Source organism: Arsenophonus endosymbiont of Apis mellifera (assembly GCF_903968575.1).
Taxonomy (GTDB): Bacteria; Pseudomonadota; Gammaproteobacteria; order Enterobacterales; family Enterobacteriaceae; genus Arsenophonus; species Arsenophonus apicola.
The window spans coordinates 90,863-109,622 of record NZ_CAJCFU010000032.1 but is presented as its reverse complement, the minus strand read 5'-3'; the positions used below and the strand labels follow the sequence as shown (position 1 = coordinate 109,622).

The following is an 18,760-nucleotide window of genomic DNA, read 5'->3' as shown; positions in this document are numbered from 1 at the left end:
TTAGGCGGCTCCTTTAGGTAACTGAGAAAGAAATTGACGCTGTCTTTGACACAAACGAAATAAAAAAAGACCATCACTCTCCTTTGGGCACCATCCGCTCACATAAGCTCGGTGGCGAATAATAAATACTCGCTGCGGGATCCCCCAAAACCGCTCAGGTTGATTAATTTTTAATGCATGTAGAAGATCAAAATCACCCTCTTTTAATAACCAACTGGTCATAAGAATACGCTCTTCAATAATTTCAATACGCAGACCAAAAGGTGGCCAGTGGCATTCAATTGCCGTTGAAATTTCGACTTTCCTGTGATTGAACAAAGAAAAAAAATGTTCAAGATTACGAGCCAGTTGCAATTTCATCATCTTCCCTCTTTACTATTTATTAAGCATGCAAGAGGAAGCTCTGGCTTCGTATCAGGTAAATACCTGAAATGACCCCATGGCAAGCAAAATGAATTTTGCGCCAAGCGGGTTAAAATTAACGAAAAAATATTTATGGGCGCAATACAACGAGTAACATGCGCCAGCAGGTTCAATTAAATTAATAAGTTATACTAAATTACGCCAATCGATAACCATTTCAGGCGGCTAGACGAGTTTTAGATACCCTTGACAAAATTAGGCGGCAACAAGTCCAGATTGGACAAGTACCTCATCAATATCATTTAAACACTTTATTAACTCCTGACCATCGATCTCTTGCCAATCGTTTAATTGTTGGGCCACCTTATTGACTAATTCAGCGCGCTGTTTTTGCTGATTGATGGCTATTTTCTGCTGTTCTTCACGTCCCCAATTTTCTAGTTGTCGCATAAAAGATTGTGTTTGATTCTGCTTAGCTACTTGCTTAAGTGAAATCTTTTTTTCAATATCGGCTACCTGAACATCTAAATGTTCAGCAACGGTTTTGCCCTGATATTGTTTGTTAATAAATTGCTGTAACGCGTCCTGGATACGCTGTTCGGTCATTTTATCCTGCGCATATTCATATGCCTGACGCAAACCCAGGAAGTCGCTATTTTTTAGTAAACTTAACCCACTATAGCCAAAGTAACCACCTACTATCGCAGCTAACAATGCACTTATGCCTAATACGGCTAACCCTACTCCGCCAGTTCCTACAGTGAATATTAATGCAGCCGTCGCAACGGTAGCTGCAATGGCGGCTGGCCCCACAATTGCTGCGACACTAAATAATTTTGCTTTAACATCCATTTTCTGCCAAAAATTAGTGGTATCTTGCCACCAACGGCGCAGAGTTCCGACTTTATTGGTTTCGAAACAATCGCGGCCTAAGGTACCGATATCTTGTAGTAACTGGCGTTTCATCATATAACTCATGACCGAAGCCGCACGTTGCTGAAAACTACCCTGTTCACGAATGCCAAGCATCAGGGCATTAACCATTACTTCGGTATTACGATGGGCTGATACGGTTGAGGCTATTTTCTGTTCCACCCAAGTTTGGACAAAGCCACCTATCATACCGGTTGCCCAACCAGCACCCAAAAGTGTTGCTACTGAGCTTATTAAACCACTATGAACGCCGCCTTTTATACCGCCAGCAAGGTAAGGTAATAAATGGGTAAAATGCAATAGTGCGATCATTTCCGGTGTCATTGAGTATGATGGCTGTAAGGGAAGTAGCTCTCTGGTACCCTGCAAAATATCTTTAACTTGATTTTCTACCGTCGCACTTTGCCAAACCGAATTAACAGCAGTAGCAAGATCAGCACCAAACCAACCGCTATTGCCAGTAATAATTTGATAAGCATGGGTAATATTCTTGGCTAGCGCTTGTGATTCCATCGGATGTGCCATTACCCAGCGATGCAAATCCCTAAAAGCCGCCAAAATCTCCTGATACTTATTAGTATCCAACGATTTGAAAAATATAGACGGGTTGAGTATTTGAAACAACTCTTGATAAGCTTCCCTCAACGTTTGCATACCATTTTTAGCCAGTTGGTGCTGTAAAATCAAGGTGTTCAAATCAGGTCTAAATTCACCTAACCATCCTCCCCATTCACCGGTAATATTTTGCACCACCCAATGTCGCCATGCCTGGACATTATAGTAATCGCCCTGCTCTGGATAGCCCTCAATTTTATTTGCCTGCCTATCAAAACGAACGAGTAACAGCAAAGCTGCCTGATACTCCTCATCTAGCTTAACTATACCTTGATCAATTTCTTGTAATTGACTGTTATCTAAGGAGGATCCCTGCTGCAATAGTTTTTCAGTTAACCTCTCTTTTTGCACACTAAGAGCATACATAGCTAAGTCAAGTTGCTGTAACTGAGGTAAAAAAGCCAGATAACCTTGTTTATTCAGCTGCCTTACTTGCTGCAAAGTAATATCTTGTAATTTTTGCAATTGATCAACATATTGCTCATGTTGCTCATATTGCTGTTTTACACTTTGCCAAAACCTTACCGCATCCTGTAATAAACTTAAATGCTGCTTCTGCTCGCTAATTTGTTTCAGCTCTTCTACAAAACGGCTGCGCACTTTACCTATATTTAAGCTATCAGTCAGAGATTGTAATTCGTTATGATAAGCCGTTAGTGCCGAGATCTTTTTAGTTAAAAAAGGCAAATACCGCTCAGGTGATGCCATTAACCGAGATGTCAATACACGTTGTTCCACATCATAATGGAAATTGATAGCAGAATGGCCACTTTCTCTATCATACAACTCTTCAAATCGATAGGCTTTATCTTGTGCAGCGAGCACTTTTCTCGCCAAAACAACCCATTTTTCTTCATTGGCTAATTGCTGAATATCAACTTCACATCCTGGCTCTATCTCTAAATTATCGATATTTACCGCTCCATAAGCAATAACGGTTTTATCTAGCATGCTACAACGCTCACCACTAATGCCAATTAGCATTGCTGCTACATACTGTTCATGTAAGTAGCTCTCTTCTCCGGCCCTATTTAACCAACTGCTTAAAAGCGCTGCTTGGCTACGAACCTTACTCTGTTTGTCATCAAATCCCAGGCGTTGTTTAAGAACCGATTTATTTTCTTTTACCTGGGTTAAACTTCTTGTTAGTACTCGAATTAATTGCTGATAAATACCAGACTGAATTTTATCTTTTTCTTCTTTAAAAGGAATTGCAACCTGGCCAGCTAATGCCGGCCGTTCGCTGGCTAAAATAGCCACTAAAGTGGTCAGTTCAGATGATGAAGGTAATGGTAATTCAGCGTTCGCCCAAAATTCAGTCAATTGTAGTTGCCAGTCATTTACTGAGGGTACCTGATCAAACATTTCAATCAGCTGATGGCTGAGTAGTAAGACCGATTCCGAGGCTGAATTCCTAAGTTCATCAGGTAAACTGACAAAACGGGCATTGATGATCTGCCGCTTTATCACTGTCTGCTGCCAAAATTCAGGTAACATTGCCAACTGGCCAGCCACTGCCGCAATGTGCTCTTTCTGCACTAAAACTTGCTCCAATAATGAAGTTAGATGAACTTGTTGCGATGAAGGAACCGTAAGACAACATTGTTCAATCTCATCTAGGGCTTGCCGATAAAGATCAAGATATCTTTTTAATTTGCTATAAAGATCTGAAAATTCATCACCCGGATAGCGTAGATCAGTTAAAGCTAACAAACGTGCAGAGGCACTTTGATATTCATTTTTTTCAACCAGTTTATGATAGTCAGCAATAGCTTGTTGCACTTTTTGAATATTTTTATCTTCCCAATAAAACCAATTACCAAATTTAGGTATGCTAGTCGGAATTGGTAACTGGGCGGGTCCACCTTGATTGACTAGTTCTTTTATTGCATTACTAAACTGGATCAGTGAAAAGATTTTATTATTAATATTTTCAGCTTGATGATCAGACATTGAATGCGCTTGACTCATCGCTAACAACATAGATTGGGGAATAAATTCTATTTTATGGGCAGCCAGTGGTGTCTTTGGTGATAAATCTAGTCTCGGGAGTGTTTGTACTGCGGTAGCCAAACCATACCTTTCCGCTAATGAGCGTAAGAACACGGTTAATTTCTCTTGAACTGTTATATTAAGGCGGGCAACATAGGTCCGAATCGCATTTTCATTTTTCAGAAAAGGTAGTTTAGCTAATGTACTTAACAAACGGTCATTAAAACTCATTTGAGCATGAACCAAACTTGAACTACCTTGATCCTGTTGGCCTGATATCAAACAAGGATCAGTCCACAAATTTTTTGCAAATCTATCCAATTCAATCGTCATATAACAACCTATATTATTAGCTCCGGACACTGACTAAACTCACGGTAAAGTGCTTCATAGCAAATTGTCGCACGTTCAAACCAGACTAATAGTTCTTCACCACTAGCAGGAACCGGCCAATTTACTGCATATAATAAGGTTTGTTGCACTGAATCATAACCTACCGCACCATCATTATTTTCAACCAGTTGCATATTGTGGTGCATACAATTAATGAATAGTAAGTGTGCTTTTTGCGCATCAATCTGTCCCAAAAAACCATATAATTGCCAATAAGTTCCTTTAGCATGGATAGACATCATCAATTGATTATCAAGTAATAAAGTGCACTGATCACTCTCATCCCATACTAAAGGTAGGCCTAATAATTGACCAAAACGAGCAAGTACACTATCTTCTTTACGCATTTCTCCTCTCCTTTAAACAGCATACTCATCATTCCACTGTTCAAGCAGTTGTAACATGACTTCTTGAATATGCTCTTTTTGTTCTGGATCGCGATAACAAGCTTCACTCATGACCACCATAATTTCACGCCATTTACGTAAAAAAATTAAACGTTGCAAGATTGTTAATGGCAATTTTATTATCAACTGCGCTAATGCCTCAGGATAGATCCAACCTTGCTCTAATAATTCAATACTGACTTCTGCAACAGTATCATTGGCTAAATTGAGCGTGCGCGACAAAGAAGCACAGTGCTCAGAAAAAGCTAAAAACAGCCATAAGCGACGTAAATCATCAATCGTAGTTACCAATTTAGTCATATCTAACTGTTCATGACTCACTAGAGGCTCCGATATGGCACGAATTAATAATTGAATAGTCCGTCTTCGATCTTCATGTTGTTGTAATAATTTAAACCAATGACTTAACCCTTTTTCTCCACGGGCAGCATGTTGATAGAGTTGCCGAAAAGCTTGCAAACGTGAAGTATCAATCACCATACCTTGACTAGCCGCAATTAACGCTAGCTCAATATCTTCTTCGGCTAACAGTGACATTAAAAACTGTTTGATTTTCGAACGTTCAGATAAGGCTAAACTTGTCATACCCTGCAATATTGCTAACAAAAAAATTAGCTGTCCTTTGTCTAAGGCAAACTGAGGAATTTGCTGTAAAATTTTATCGCCATCTTTAAAGGAAAGAAGTTGTTTAGCAATTTGCTCTATAGCTCCTCGTTGCTTTTCGTCTAGTTGCTGTAAGAGTTTTTCTACGCCATTAAATAATGCACTTTGCTTTTTATTGGCATCAGCTATTTTTTTCATTACTTGGCTTAGTCCTAAGCTTAAACCTTCTAACGTTTCTTCCAGCGCTTCAGCTCGGACTTCCGCTAAGGCAATACTGGCTTGCATTGCCGTACTCTCTGCTGGGATAAAACTTGTCGCCTGCTTGCTCTCTTGCAGAGATTGAAAATTGAGATAATCCGCTTGATCAATTCGCATCACAAGTTCCTCTCAAATGCGTTTTATTCATCGTAGGAACACAAGTTTCTAGTAGCCTTTCCAGGTGTTCATATAAATCAAAGCGTAATGTCATACAACTTGAACTTAGTTCTGCTTGCCATGGTGCAAAATCAGAACGGATCCTAATTTGTATTTGTTCAGCAAATATTTTACGCAAGGCATCTGCCTGTTCTGGTGAAACACTCAGGACCAAACTTTGTTTAGTGGTTGCTTCACCAATATGCTCAGTGATCTGGTTAATAAGATTTTCACTAATATTTTGTTTTTGGCACCAGGCTTTGAGAACTAATTTTACTTGTTGACCGATCCGTTCCTGTAAGACGATGACTAAGTGTTTTTCCAACTCTGCCTGTTCAACCAGCCAATTGATACTTTCTGCCACTATTTCTTGCTGTAATTGTGTTCGCCACGCTTTTTCTTGCTGCTTAACGGCTATCTCTGCTTCAGCAACAATTTGTTGTGCTGCCTGCCGAAGCGCATCACACTCTTGCCTTACTTTATCTGCATATTGCTTAATACGTTGTTTGGCTTTCTGCTCCCGTCTGCATTCAGCCAAACCTTGCTGAATTTCTTCAGGTGTGATTTCCAATGTTTGCTTTAAGAGCTCACACTCTTTAACTAACACTAAAAAACCATTCATAAGAAACGCTCCAAACGAAATAACCAGCGAACAGCCTGTTCAATTTGTTGTTGCGAACAGAGCATTTGCTCCTCTAATGGAGCAAAATACCTGGCTAAAAGCAGTGCAAAATCATCTCCCTGCCAATAATGAGAGAAAACATTTAAGGCATATAGGTGTGCCTGCTCAAGGAACTCGTCAACTAACCAGGGTACCGCAACCGTGTGGCACTCGGTCGGCCATAAAGCAATTAGTTGCTTTATCTGTTCCTGACTTAATAAGGTCGCTAAACGTGACCTATAAGCGCTATCCCATAAATAGTCAGGAGAGGGATTACAAACTAATCCAACAACAGTAAATAAAAATGGCTTTTGGGTTAATAATAAAAGCCAGGTCTGCATATTTTCCGCTACTTGACGATATAAAGTAGGCTGAACTCCTAATCGATTAAGTATCAATTTATCTAAGCGGCGTTTTAATTCATTACTAGTTGGGTAGCGAGACTGCCATTCATTAAGCCCAAGCCATTGCCACCATTTAGCATGCATGATCTCACCTGGATGGAATAATAAATAATTAAATCTCACTGCCAATTCAGTCATTAAGATTTATCCTTACGACGTCCAAATATCACTGCGGCAAACACGACAATAAATATTGCGGTAAAAGTTAATAAAATTAACGTCTTATTGGCTACAATGTAATTTTGTAGATATTGCCATTGCTGATTAGTTTGAATTTTCTGGGGTTGATAACGGAATTCTGCCGGTTGCAAAAACAAACTAATTTTATCGGATTGCAAACCGGATATCGCATTCTTGATTAAATTGCGAATTTGCGCTTCAACCCCACTCATATTGACTTCTGGTGAATATTTAATGTAAACCGCTACCGACTTTTCAGGCGTGCTATTATCAATATTACTGTCACTATTATCCGCCTGAGCAATAGAGACTCGTGCACTAATGACCCCATCCATACTTGATAGCGTACGCTCAAGTTGTTGTTCTTTAAGATAACGCATTTTTGCTTCTTCTTGCGCAGGAGAAGAAACTAATTGACCCGCTGGAAAGAGATCCTCAATACCGACATATTGCGTTTTGGGGTAACCATTTTGCCTAAGTATTTCCACTGCATCGATGAACTTATCTTTTTCGATTTGCAATGTCACTTTGCCGGTTTTACTATCAATTTCAGAATTAACATCAATGTGATTTAACATCAATAATGCAACCATCTGATTAGCTTCATCTTGAGGCAAATTTCGGTATAATTCGACCTTACATCCAGTCAAGAACAACACTAATATTAAACATAAATACTTTAAGTATTTCATTGCATTGTCACTAATTTATTGATCGATTGGGCAAGACTGCCTGCCGTTTTAGCTGCCATATCCACTTCAAGAACAGCTTTCACTATCATTGCTTGTCCTTGAACGGCTTGGGTAGGAGACAGCGCCTGCGCCGTCGGCTCGACAGTTGATGGTAGAACGGTTCCTAATGCTGCAGTTTGCCCTTGACCGTGTTGCATTAATTGATTGAATTTTTCAACTAACTGGCTATCTGGATTAACCGCTTCTGTCGTTTGACTCTTCACTAAATTGATAGGGGCTACCGCTTTAATGTCCATTTTCATCTCCCGCTAATAAAGTAAAAATTTGCGATTGATTGACCATGTCAGCAGGCGAAGAGAATAAGCAACGCAATCCTTCCGCTTGATTACTTTTCATGCCGGTTAACGAACGTATTGCGGCATTATTTTCACCTAACGCAAAGTAGACTAAACTGCTACATAGCGCACGCGCATCTTCGTCGGCAATCAATTCAGGAAAGGCAGCTAAAATGGCATAAGCCTGTTTTATTAATCCATGGTTGGCAGCGGCAAGTGCAATCTCTACCAATAATTGTTTATCTTCTCTTTTCATATTTTGGCAATAATCCCTTGTATCATGTCTTTAACCACTTTGATCAAAGCGCTTTCGTAACCGATAAAATTGGAATATTGCTGTACCGCAAACTGCATCTGTAGCATCTGATCAGGATTACTTGGATCAGCGTTGGCAATTTTACTTTTAATATCACCAGCAGCATTAGCAGATAGTTGCGATAATTGGTTGATGATAGCATTGAAATCCATAATTTTACCCTAACGTCAAATTAAGCATTGTTTGCCAGACTTTAGCCATTTCATTTTTGAGGTATCAATAAAAATGGCAGTAGATACTTATTAACCAACGATATAAACAATGCTATTTCACTTGATCAAAACATTTAACGATATATTAGTACTTAAAATTTTGTTAAAACCAAAAGACCTATACAGCGTTATCCCTGATTAATATTTCGAGTGTGTTATTGTTATTTAATGATTTATTTCTGTATTATTGCTTTCTTTCCTATTACATAGTTTGGTGGTTAATAATCATTTTTTATATCCGGTATTCACCTGAAATAAGAAAAAACAAACGAGTTATTATGTAGAATTACATTTAATAGCGGGAGTATTGATAATTAGATATAACTAAACTGAATATAATAGCTAAATTGGATATAACGAATTAGATTTATCGTTAGATGATAAAAATAAATTAACATTTAAATATAATTAGGAAAAATTAATATATTTATTAAACTAAAAACAAGGATATGTTTTGAAAAAATTAACGGGTTGCAACGGAACCGGTTAATTTTTATGGTTAACAGATTATCTGCTAAATTAGCAACATGAAATCTAAATATTACAAAATAATATAGTGACTCTTAATTATTATTTTCTAAACAATGATAACATTTGCAGGTATTTTATTTTACATAACCAACTTTTTTCTTTAGCCATTTAAGTTCATGCTCCAATTGACGATTTCTTTGCTCTAAATTGGCCAAATCTGCTTGATATTGTTGCTCTCTATGTTCTCTGTGTTGCAGCTCAAGCCCATCGTGCATGCTTTTCAATTTGCTTATTTTTTGCTGCTGTTGTGCATGCTGTTCCTGTAGCAGATTTTTTTTCTCAACCGCATTATCCAAAGCCACAGACGCCGTCCTTGAAGTAAATGCATCGACACTGTTACTCACCAATTTAGTGGCTGAGAAAGTACTACTCAACGCACCCAATGTTGCTGTTGTGACCGCACCGCCCGAACATAGTGTACCGACAACTAAGCCTGAACGTAAAAAAGCAGAGGTATATTTAGCCCAGTTCTCAGCGCTGTCATTTGTCATACCTGCCCTATTGAGCAGTCGATAGACACCATTAGCTATGGCATCAGCTCCTAACTTCAATCCTTCACCGCCCTTGGCTTCACTATGCCAATTGGCGTAAGCACATCCAGCATCAGCAACCGCCAAACCAAATGTAATACTTGAACCAACCAGTAATGGCATTGTTGCGCCGGCAGTAAATAGGGTAGCTGCAATTGAAAGCCCTAAACCAACGCCTGCGATCCCCACATTTAATAGTTCTTTAAAAAATGAACGCTTAGCAATTTCAACACCTTGCTGCTTAGCTTCATCATAGTATTGCTTAGATTGATTAATTTGCTGTTCAATTTCTGGTTTTAGATCCAACGGTTTACTTGCCTGAACCTCACCTTTTGGCACCGCCAGATCTAACCACTCAGACGCATTATTTGCTTGTGTAAGTGGTACCTGGTTAATATTGAACTGCCTTGCCGGAGCTGATGGTTTGTTTGGCGATTGAGCCAGATCTAGGTAAGCTAGTGCTGCTGTGCTAGGATCAATAGTATTATCATATGGCATAAAATACCCTCCTATTAGTCATGAAAGTCACTATAGAACTTCATCTAACAATGTCTGTGCAAGTCTACGTATATCAGGTTGTATTGGTGCAATAAAACTCTGCTCTATTGATGTCTGTAGTGCATCAATAGCCTCTCTAGTTTGCTCAATTGCCAGATAGCATTGAGCAATACGAAAAGTCACTCCCGCATCTCTCGCATCAAGTAAACTGGCATAGCCATAAAACACTAATGCATACGGATATTGTTCTAGTGCGTGTAATGTAGAAGCCAAGCCGATTAGATATTTTCTTTCGCAAGGCTGATACATTACCAAATAAGTAAAAGCAGTTAATGCCGGCGACAATTGCAGTTCTTGATAGGCATCGACCGCTTGTTGGTAAGTCGCATTTAATATCTCGTTTGAGATGTCTGGTTGTTTTTGTTGTTCTGTTTGCGGTTGAGTCAATGCCTGTTCAATGATGGCGATTAATTGCGCTAGCGTCCCCCCCTGGTTGGTATTTGTCATAATCATCTTGGGCCAAAGCCTCACTTAATTAAAACCGCTCAATAGCCTATTTTGAGCGGTGGTTTTTTCCTTAACCGGTTAACTATGCTATTTATTAGTTAAAATTTACTTATTTACTACCGCTGAGCTAATACGCGTGTATAAGTCAACTAAATCTTTGACGATAGAACGCATCTGTTCGGATAATTGACAAGCTTTATCCCATGTGTCCTTAGTGTTTTTTGCATAGTTCTGCGCATTCATCGCTTGGAAATCACCTTCGACTTTTTCCAATTCTGCTTTTTTTGTCATTTCAGCAGAGCCTAACTGGCCACTCCCTTCCAAACCTTTACTAGTAGCTTGTCCCAAATGAGTGGCTATTTCGCCAAATTGTTTGGCAAAAACACCGCTTAGTACGCCAACCGCACCAGATACAATTTGAAATGCACCGGTTAATTTTGCCGCATCATAAGCATTTTCGATTCCTTCGCGTTTTTTATCGAGGGATGAAGTTTGTATATTCCAACCTAATTCTTGTTGCTTTTGGTTAAACTCCTGCAAAATATTGCGCAGTTTCTTTAATACTTCAGCTAACTTAATAATCAATTCATTGATCTGAGCAATAGCATCCATATTACTAACGTCATAAAGCCCACTACTACCCAAATCATCATACTTATTGACTGAAGCTGAATTGGCGGACATTAATTGAATATCACTCATAACTGCCTCCTACTAAAATTATCTGCATAGTGGGTAAATCCCCATTTCTTCGCGCGTTTTGTACTGCCTGCTTACTCACGCTGCTTGCCAGGATGCTTTTATGGTATTGTTTTATTGATCATTAAATTTCACTATCAGCGATAGTAGCGCAACAACAGTGATTATTAATTTATGATCAACTTCAATTAGCCGCTAGATTTTGCTTTTTCATCATCAATTTCAGGCTAATAATGGCTAAATCTGAATTAGAATAGCATTATCAAGCCATGCCAATTATCAAAATCCAGCTGCTTAATTACTAACTTATGGTTAGTAATCGTTAATTGAAATAACCACAGCATAAAAGTTTGCTACATCTAAACCGTTGCACTAGCAATGCGCGCTTGTAACATACCCGTTTCACTCCTCGTCTTACTTACACCCGCTAAGGTATCACTCTGCTTATCTAATAGATCTTTGATCGTTTTACCTTGCTGCTCTTTCGCTTTTTCGTACCAATCAAAACAGAATTCCATAAAATTTTGTTGCAGGATTAATGCTTCAATCTCTTTTTGTAACTTGGCTTTTTCTAGGCCAATAATACCGCTAGTCACCGTTTTACCAGCATTAGCCGTCACATATACCAAATCGAGAGAAACAAACGTACAGGCTTTGATAGCTTGTTTGATCACTTCATTACGGATTAATTTAGTGACTTGCTTAGTGAGTTCTTCTGCTGTAATTTGCACCCCTTTTTCTACTGCCTGGGTGGCTACCTTCTCAACAGATTGGGTTACCAGTGCCTGGATGGCTTCTTGACTGAAAGCTTTACTTAATGATTTAGCAATCTGTCCGCCGCGTTCAGCCACTTTTTCTAAGCCCTTCTCCACACCACTAACTAATTGTTTACCAATTTGTTCCGCGATCTGTTCAGAGACTTGCTGACCCACTTGCTGAGCAATAGTGGATATTTCTTGTGAAGAATTCTTAACCACAGCTTCAGCTAATTTCGGCGCCGCTTCTTTCATGGTTTCACCTGCTGTTTTGGCTATCGCTCTGGTGGCCGATATCGCACGTCCAGCTTGAAAAATATCTAACGCCATGGCAACAACTTCCGCACCCAATTGAACTTTACCGGCAATATCCGCGACTTCCTGACATTTGTCTTTATCAGCACCTAACAATATCGCCGTTTCAGCTGCAGCTTTGACCATTCCTGCAATGCCAGCAGTTAAATAAGATGCACCACTGGCAATTTCTAATGAACCACCAACCACATCACCAACTGCGATCCTAGCCGCGCCTTCAATCAGCTTGAGAGCACCATACACAGCCTCTACCGCGCCAACAATCCAATCAAAAATAGCAGCAAAAATACCGCCTCTTTGTGCTTTTTCCGATTGCTCAATCTGTTTGGCTAATTGCTCTTGAAACTCTTTCACCCGTTGATCACGTAAATATGCTTGGGTATCCGTCATCAATTGGCTCGCTTTCGCTGCCACATTCGCCGTATCACCAAATGTCTTTAAACTGAGGTTGGCAGCCAGTAAAATCATATCGTTAATGGAGGCCTTTTCTAACTGATTTAAGCTAGTACCGTCATCTGCTTGAAAGGCTCTCAATATGCGAGCAAAAGCCTGTTGTGCTTGTTGCTGGCTAACCACGCTATTGTTTTCATTACGCTCTACATTCAACGCAACATAGGTTGGCATAGACCACTCAGGAAGACTGGCTTTTTCAACCGGATTGCTATCATAAACATTAGGATTTTGTATATCCGCTGTATTCATGGGTGAAGTAACACTCATATTATTCATGACACATTTCCCCCATTAAATAAGCTAACTTTTGCTTGGCATTTTCTCTGACTTCTGACCATTGTTCAGCCGGTAAGCAACAGCATATCCTTAGCGCAGCACGAAAAGACTTTTCTGCATATTGCCGATTGCCAACCGCCAGATAACTAATGCCAGCAAAGTATGGACTACGAGGATCTTGTAAACGATTCATGCCCGCACGTCCAAAACAAAAAATAGCCTCTTCATGCTCATTTAGTTGTTGGCAGCAAGTCGCTAAAGCATAAACATATTCAAAATTGCTTTGATTGAGTCGCATGAGTAGGAAAAAAATTCGCTTGGCGCCCTGATAGTCGCCATAAGTCATCAGTTGCATAGCGTAGCGGTAAAGTAAATCAAGATCCTTTTGATTAACATCTGCCAAGCCACTCACCGCCCCACCTTGCTGTACAAAGTCAAGTAAAGTGGCAAAATCTTTATTATCCATTGCTTCCTCCCTACCGAATGTTTTGGGCAATCGATTTATTCATTTCTGCCAACATGGTTTGCATACTATTGATTAAACTGACTGTCACATTGTAGCCTTGCATCACTTTTTGCAATTGCAGTTGAGATTGAGAAACAAAATCGGAAGCGCGGTTTGATACGGTTTCCAGTGCCGCTTTAACCGATCCGAGTTTCCCTTGATCTAAACCACCAGCCGCCGCTAATACATCAGCAATATGTTGCATATGTTCACGGCTGATCTTTTAATAGGAACGGGATCCCACTTCAGGTAATCCCCAGATATAATCACTACAACGTTGTCCATCAACCTTAATACCATGTTCATCCATATAACGAACCACATCTTGCCAACTGGCTGATTGCATGCCATCGGCACCTGATTCAGCGATTTTTTCACGCAATTTGGCTAATAAAGCCGCAGTAGGATCATTTTGTTGTAGGAAATCATCAATCGTCATGCCATCAACGGTGACACCATGATTTCTCATATAGTCGATAACATCAGGCGGCAATTTTTCCAGCGCTTTATCGCCCTCTTTAGCAATTTTGGCGATGATTTCATCTACCCGATTAGCCATATCTTGTGCATCACGCGCCATTTCTGACTTGATTTGCATCTGGTTATATTTCAATTGCGCCATGTCAGAAAGTAAATTCATAAATGAATAGAGAACTGCGATTCCGCCAGATATAACATAATCGCCATTATTGAGATTATTGTTATTCACTTGCCCTTTATTAATAGACAAAGCCGTTTCAATGCCGCTGGTTAAATGGATCATAGCGACCTCCAACTATTTAATTTGTTTAACATTACTTATTAACGGTTAGATCTGCCTATTAACGGATATTTTGGGCAATCGATTTATTCATTTCCGCCAACATCGTTTGCATACTATTAATTAAACTAACCGTCACATTGTAGCTTTGCATCACTTTTTGCAATTGCAGCTGAGATTGAGAAACAAAATCGGAAGAGCGGTTTGATACCGTTTCCAATGCCGCTTTAACCGCTTGTAATTTACCTTGATCGAGATCTTTGCCGTTTTTTGCCAAATACTGATCGATGTTCATACCATCAACAGTAATACCATTATTGCGCATATAGTTGACAACATCATCGGGCAGTTGGCCGGTCGCTTTGTCACCTTTTTTGGAGACCTCAGCTATGATTTCATCAACCCGATTGGCCATATCCTGGGCACTACGTGATATATCTGATTTTTGCTGCATTTGTGCATATTTTTGACTAGCAATATCAGATAACAAACTCATAAATATATAGAGTACCGCAATACCGCCGGATAAGACTGAATCACCATATATTGCTGAGGTATCTTTAACCCCATTAACAGATCCAGCATTAACAGAATAATTACCTGGTGCGTTTAAGATTGGATTAGTCATAATTTAGCCCTCATAACTAAATATAAGATTTAAAAGTTTTCTTTTTTGTATTTACTGCAGTATCTGATCCTGACAATGAACTATTGTCATCATCAGGCTCATGATTAATTGATTTAAATGTTTTCTCTATAACTTTAAAATTTTCTTCAAGGGAATTAATCTTAGCAAGAATATCCTTTTGGCATTTATCAATACCTTGCGGAAATGCCTGTTCTAATTTCTTTAACTTATTTTGTGCGGTTGCATTATGGCTGGATTCTTCAGTTAATTGCTTAATTTCTTGTTGCAAAGATTCAAACTCTTTCATTTGCTCAAATAATAATGAACGACGAGAATCTAAATCCGATATTAATGCTTGAATATCATTAAACATAATTATTTCCTCTGGTTAAAAAAATTTAATAATAAAAATAAATTTATAAAAAAATAGAAAAATAAAAATAAAATAGAAAAACGTAAAAAATATATATTTATTTAATTTTGCTTTTTATATCTTTGCGCCAAAATATTAATAACCTGTTTTGCTGCTTCTACAGACTCCAATAATAACAGCGAAGATTTGGCATCATTTTGTGCTAGACTTTTTTGACAATTATTTAATTGCTGTAAATAAATTGCCTGATATTCTGGTTGCTGCTTTAAATTCTCTTCCAATTTTGTGATACATGTCATATGACCTCCTAAAAAGAAAATGGAATATGAACAGAATTACCATCGCGATTTAAATCTAATCCAGTAAAATCGATGTAACTTACAACATAACCATTGTCCAACTGGCTATTATATTTAAGTCGTATACCGTTACTTAACTCAACAAACGGTGCTTTGCTATTACCCCCATAACTGACAACCTGACCAGGCAGATAATCACTTAAATTTTCGCGCACAGGGATATTTTCAATTCGTACATCCATCTGCTGCCCTGTTGAAGCGGAAAGTGAAGCAACAAGTTGATGTATTTTCTGTTCTTTATTCTGGTCGTTCAAACCGGTGATGATGATGCTGTTTTGCCGAGATTCAACCATCAAGCCACCTAATAATCCTTTATTACGTAATGTATTGATTAATTGCTGACTAAAACCACCAACTGCATTGTTCACCTGCCAATGACGTAAGCCATTTAATTGTCCAAGCTGTTGGGTAACATTATCCCATTGCTTACCAGACTGGATCGCGCCTGAAATAAGAATATCGCCTGCTGCTTTACCGGTTGTCACTTTCGCTTGCAAATAACCATTAGCGACCAGAATTGACTGCACATTTGCCACAAGTTGATCAATACAGATAGTTTTGTCACGAAAACGAATACCACGTAATTTCAATTCATTTTCTAGTCGTGACAAAGCAATAAAATTTTTACAATAGCCACTCAATGTTAACCCACCATTACTATCCCATTGTGACTGGATTTGACCTAATTCCGGTGCCAACAGTTGCTGTTTTAACCAAATATGTGGATCAAACAGAGTACTGGACGACGGAGGTAATAACAGTACAAATAAACTTGCCAGCAAGACAAAGATTGAAAATCCGCTCCACAGTAATAAACTCCACTTGGCTTTGCGGGCAAGTTTGGTTTCAGGTAATGGGCGCCATTGTAATGATTCATCCGCTCGCCCAACCATGAAACCGATACCGGCTAGCACAATGACTTGATTTAGCGGAAATGTCATGGGGCCAGTCTGCTCCCCGCCTTCAACTAATACCGTCATGGGCTGATTAAGCGTAATACCTTGTGGCTGTACCGTCAGTGACAAAGAGGAATGACCCGTCAATGGTGCAATAATGTCACCCTCGATACCCATGGTCAGATCACCTTCAGGCAAAAATAATTCTCGCCCTTGCATCGGACCATTTAACCATAGCAATTTATAATCGCTTGCCATGATTAGCCTCCTTGATTGATAGGCTCTGCTTTAATTAAAAACAGACGTATCACACTCTGTTTACTACGATCTTCACTGCGGAACAAACCGCCAACCAGTGGCAAATCCCCTAATAATGGGATCTTATTTTGCACCGTTTGGTCTTTATCTTGGACAAAGCCACCGAGTAATAAACTTTCACCCGTATTTAGAGTTGCCTGTGTTGCTATCTCTGAATTCTGGACTTGTGGTAATGGCTCACTATCATTAATCGCCTTCGCTTGCTGACCATCTTCGATATTGAGTGATAACATCACTTTTTTACGACCATTGCTATCAATCAGTCTGGGGGTCACACGCAGTAATGAGCCAGCGGTAACCGATTCCAGTTTTGCTACCTTATCGCCCTGTAATTTAGTATAAAAAGTAATATTTTTATCTAACACGGCTTGAACATTATTAAGTGTTACCACCGATGGACGAGAAAGTATTTTCGCCTTAGAGGTCTTCTCTAATGCATTCAAACGCACCATAAAATTGCCGGTATTGCCAATTACGGTGGAAAAATTATCACTGCCTGATGTACCTTGGTTAAAAGAAATCGTTCCACCACCAATTTTGGCATTAGCCGACCAGTCAATACCTAACTGATTAAAATCTGACGCATCGACATCAATAATCGATACAGAAACTTCAATCATGGTTGGTGCGATATCAAGCTGTTTAATCAAGGTGCTATAAAGCCCCATATCGTGCTTATTACTGCTAACTACCACCGCATTCTGCCTTGGATCGGCGGCAAATGACGTTATATCTTGTTGCGCATTTACGCCATTGGCATTCGTTTGATTCATCTGTTTCAGGACACTGACAATACCCGGCACGGTTACGTTTTGTTTACGATATTGATAAACGGTGTCCGTCGCTGAAGCATATTTAAGCGGGAAAATGCGTATTAAACGCTGCGTCTGAATGTTTTGTTTCGCTTCTTGATCAATCTGATTAATAAAGCGAGTGACTTTATTGATACAGTCTGGCACGCCATATACTTGTAGCGCATTCAATCCATTAATTGCTTTAACTTCACAACTATTTTTATCTAAAAAACCCGCTTTCCCCATATAGTTCAACGCACGTTCAGTGGATAAAGCACTAAGAGAAACAACTTGATTGTTCATTTCCTGTGCTTTATAAGCATGTAATACATCACCATCGTAATACCACACTAAGCCATACTGATGTGCTAAAAATGCCAGGATCTCCTTCGGTGTTTTGTTCTCAATGCGGCCACTGAAGGTATCATGTATCTGTGGACTAATAACCACCGGAATGCCATAGGAATTACCAATATCTCTTATTACCGATGCTAGCGGTGTCCCACGGCTGACATAAACGAAGGGTTCACTATCCTGCCAATGAATGGAAGAAATTGATGCCGCCTGCGCAACCGTAGTGGTTAATAAAAATAAGCAACAGAGTTTCTTTTTCATCTTTTTATACTCCGATAGCGCAATGCTGGTGATGTCACAGGTTGACACAAACCCTCTTCCAAAAATTTAGCAAATGCCAGGTGACCACAAATAGATTCAATAAGTAGGTTATCATCAATATCTTTACCGTAGGCTTGCCAGAGCACCCAATAAGAACCTCGATAATTTAGCCCCATATTCCGTCCTTCTGAACAGCTAACAAGCACTAAACTTGCTTGTTGATGCCATATCTTGCTGTCAGGAGGCATTATCTGAACACCAACAGTGGCACCAAAAGAAGATGATAACCATTGTGCATTTCTGCCCGCACAAATTGCGTTCCAATTGCTTTCTGTTTTTTCAACAACTTCAAACAATCCAGTTGCTGTAAATCTCTCTATCATCGTCTTGTCACCTTTTTTATCTGTTAACAAGTATGAGTAATACAA

The 18,760-nt window shown here is 39.3% G+C and carries 23 protein-coding genes; all 23 read right to left on the bottom strand.

Annotated features, from left to right (window positions below; genetic code table 11):
• The gene (locus H1X92_RS04140) at positions 1 to 363 is read right to left on the bottom strand and encodes a hypothetical protein (RefSeq protein ID WP_202881801.1); all 363 of its coding nucleotides are present in this window, start codon (positions 361 to 363) and stop codon (positions 1 to 3) included.
• A gap of 255 nt (positions 364 to 618) precedes the next feature.
• Positions 619 to 4,236: a type III secretion system effector BopA family protein gene (locus tag H1X92_RS04135; RefSeq protein ID WP_180558986.1), complete on the bottom strand. Its 3,618-nt coding sequence runs from the start codon at positions 4,234 to 4,236 to the stop codon at positions 619 to 621.
• 8 nt (positions 4,237 to 4,244) lie between these two features.
• The gene (locus H1X92_RS04130) at positions 4,245 to 4,643 is read right to left on the bottom strand and encodes a CesT family type III secretion system chaperone (protein ID WP_180558985.1); all 399 of its coding nucleotides are present in this window, start codon (positions 4,641 to 4,643) and stop codon (positions 4,245 to 4,247) included.
• A gap of 12 nt (positions 4,644 to 4,655) precedes the next feature.
• Entirely contained in the window at positions 4,656 to 5,681 is a 1,026-nt protein-coding gene (locus H1X92_RS04125; RefSeq protein WP_180558984.1) for an HrpJ domain-containing protein, read from the bottom strand.
• Positions 5,671 to 6,342: a hypothetical protein gene (locus tag H1X92_RS04120; protein ID WP_180558983.1), complete on the bottom strand. Its 672-nt coding sequence runs from the start codon at positions 6,340 to 6,342 to the stop codon at positions 5,671 to 5,673. Before H1X92_RS04120 ends, H1X92_RS04125 begins: the two co-directional genes overlap by 11 nt.
• A complete protein-coding gene (locus tag H1X92_RS04115) occupies positions 6,339 to 6,923 on the bottom strand; it encodes a type III secretion system domain-containing protein (protein ID WP_180558982.1) in 585 nt (194 codons plus the stop codon). Before H1X92_RS04115 ends, H1X92_RS04120 begins: the two co-directional genes overlap by 4 nt.
• Positions 6,923 to 7,657 (bottom strand): type III secretion system inner membrane ring lipoprotein SctJ, encoded by a 735-nt coding sequence (sctJ, locus tag H1X92_RS04110; protein WP_180558981.1) that lies wholly within the window; start codon positions 7,655 to 7,657, stop codon positions 6,923 to 6,925. The genes H1X92_RS04115 and sctJ overlap by 1 nt, the downstream gene beginning before the upstream one ends.
• Entirely contained in the window at positions 7,654 to 7,953 is a 300-nt protein-coding gene (sctI, locus tag H1X92_RS04105; RefSeq protein ID WP_180558980.1) for a type III secretion system inner rod subunit SctI, read from the bottom strand. Before sctI ends, sctJ begins: the two co-directional genes overlap by 4 nt.
• Complete coding sequence (locus tag H1X92_RS04100) at positions 7,943 to 8,248, bottom strand: EscG/YscG/SsaH family type III secretion system needle protein co-chaperone (protein WP_180558979.1); 306 nt, start codon at positions 8,246 to 8,248, stop codon at positions 7,943 to 7,945. Before H1X92_RS04100 ends, sctI begins: the two co-directional genes overlap by 11 nt.
• The gene (gene sctF / locus H1X92_RS04095) at positions 8,245 to 8,460 is read right to left on the bottom strand and encodes a type III secretion system needle filament subunit SctF (RefSeq protein ID WP_032114489.1); all 216 of its coding nucleotides are present in this window, start codon (positions 8,458 to 8,460) and stop codon (positions 8,245 to 8,247) included. The genes H1X92_RS04100 and sctF overlap by 4 nt, the downstream gene beginning before the upstream one ends.
• Before the next feature lie 665 nt (positions 8,461 to 9,125).
• Positions 9,126 to 10,079 carry a hypothetical protein gene (locus tag H1X92_RS04090; RefSeq protein ID WP_180558978.1) on the bottom strand — a complete coding sequence of 318 codons (954 nt, stop codon included), beginning with the start codon at positions 10,077 to 10,079 and terminating at the stop codon, positions 9,126 to 9,128.
• 30 nt (positions 10,080 to 10,109) lie between these two features.
• Positions 10,110 to 10,586, bottom strand: a complete 477-nt coding sequence (locus H1X92_RS04085) for a type III secretion protein (protein ID WP_180558977.1) — start codon at positions 10,584 to 10,586, stop codon at positions 10,110 to 10,112.
• Positions 10,587 to 10,691: 105 nt separating this feature from the next.
• A complete protein-coding gene (locus tag H1X92_RS04080; protein WP_180558976.1) occupies positions 10,692 to 11,288 on the bottom strand; it encodes a pathogenicity island effector protein in 597 nt (198 codons plus the stop codon).
• A 356-nt stretch (positions 11,289 to 11,644) separates the two neighbouring features.
• Positions 11,645 to 13,084 carry a type III secretion system translocon subunit SctE gene (gene sctE / locus H1X92_RS04075; protein ID WP_180558975.1) on the bottom strand — a complete coding sequence of 480 codons (1,440 nt, stop codon included), beginning with the start codon at positions 13,082 to 13,084 and terminating at the stop codon, positions 11,645 to 11,647.
• Positions 13,077 to 13,550 (bottom strand): SycD/LcrH family type III secretion system chaperone, encoded by a 474-nt coding sequence (locus H1X92_RS04070; RefSeq protein WP_180558974.1) that lies wholly within the window; start codon positions 13,548 to 13,550, stop codon positions 13,077 to 13,079. Before H1X92_RS04070 ends, sctE begins: the two co-directional genes overlap by 8 nt.
• Positions 13,551 to 13,560: 10 nt before the next feature.
• Positions 13,561 to 13,794, bottom strand: a complete 234-nt coding sequence (locus tag H1X92_RS15610; RefSeq protein WP_202881800.1) for a hypothetical protein — start codon at positions 13,792 to 13,794, stop codon at positions 13,561 to 13,563.
• A gap of 18 nt (positions 13,795 to 13,812) precedes the next feature.
• On the bottom strand, positions 13,813 to 14,352 hold the full coding sequence (locus H1X92_RS04065; protein ID WP_202881799.1) for a hypothetical protein: 540 nt from the start codon (positions 14,350 to 14,352) through the stop codon (positions 13,813 to 13,815).
• A gap of 58 nt (positions 14,353 to 14,410) precedes the next feature.
• The gene (locus tag H1X92_RS04060) at positions 14,411 to 14,977 is read right to left on the bottom strand and encodes a secretion protein EspA (protein WP_180558973.1); all 567 of its coding nucleotides are present in this window, start codon (positions 14,975 to 14,977) and stop codon (positions 14,411 to 14,413) included.
• A 16-nt stretch (positions 14,978 to 14,993) separates the two neighbouring features.
• Positions 14,994 to 15,350, bottom strand: coding sequence for a hypothetical protein (locus tag H1X92_RS04055; RefSeq protein WP_180558972.1), 357 nt, complete (start codon positions 15,348 to 15,350; stop codon positions 14,994 to 14,996).
• 101 nt (positions 15,351 to 15,451) lie between these two features.
• Positions 15,452 to 15,649 (bottom strand): hypothetical protein, encoded by a 198-nt coding sequence (locus H1X92_RS04050; protein ID WP_180558971.1) that lies wholly within the window; start codon positions 15,647 to 15,649, stop codon positions 15,452 to 15,454.
• A gap of 8 nt (positions 15,650 to 15,657) precedes the next feature.
• Positions 15,658 to 16,863 (bottom strand): type III secretion system inner membrane ring subunit SctD, encoded by a 1,206-nt coding sequence (gene sctD / locus H1X92_RS04045; protein ID WP_180558970.1) that lies wholly within the window; start codon positions 16,861 to 16,863, stop codon positions 15,658 to 15,660.
• A gap of 2 nt (positions 16,864 to 16,865) precedes the next feature.
• Entirely contained in the window at positions 16,866 to 18,332 is a 1,467-nt protein-coding gene (locus tag H1X92_RS04040) for an EscC/YscC/HrcC family type III secretion system outer membrane ring protein (RefSeq protein ID WP_180558969.1), read from the bottom strand.
• Positions 18,329 to 18,715: a hypothetical protein gene (locus H1X92_RS04035; RefSeq protein ID WP_180558968.1), complete on the bottom strand. Its 387-nt coding sequence runs from the start codon at positions 18,713 to 18,715 to the stop codon at positions 18,329 to 18,331. The genes H1X92_RS04040 and H1X92_RS04035 overlap by 4 nt, the downstream gene beginning before the upstream one ends.
• Positions 18,716 to 18,760: the final 45 nt, after the last annotated feature.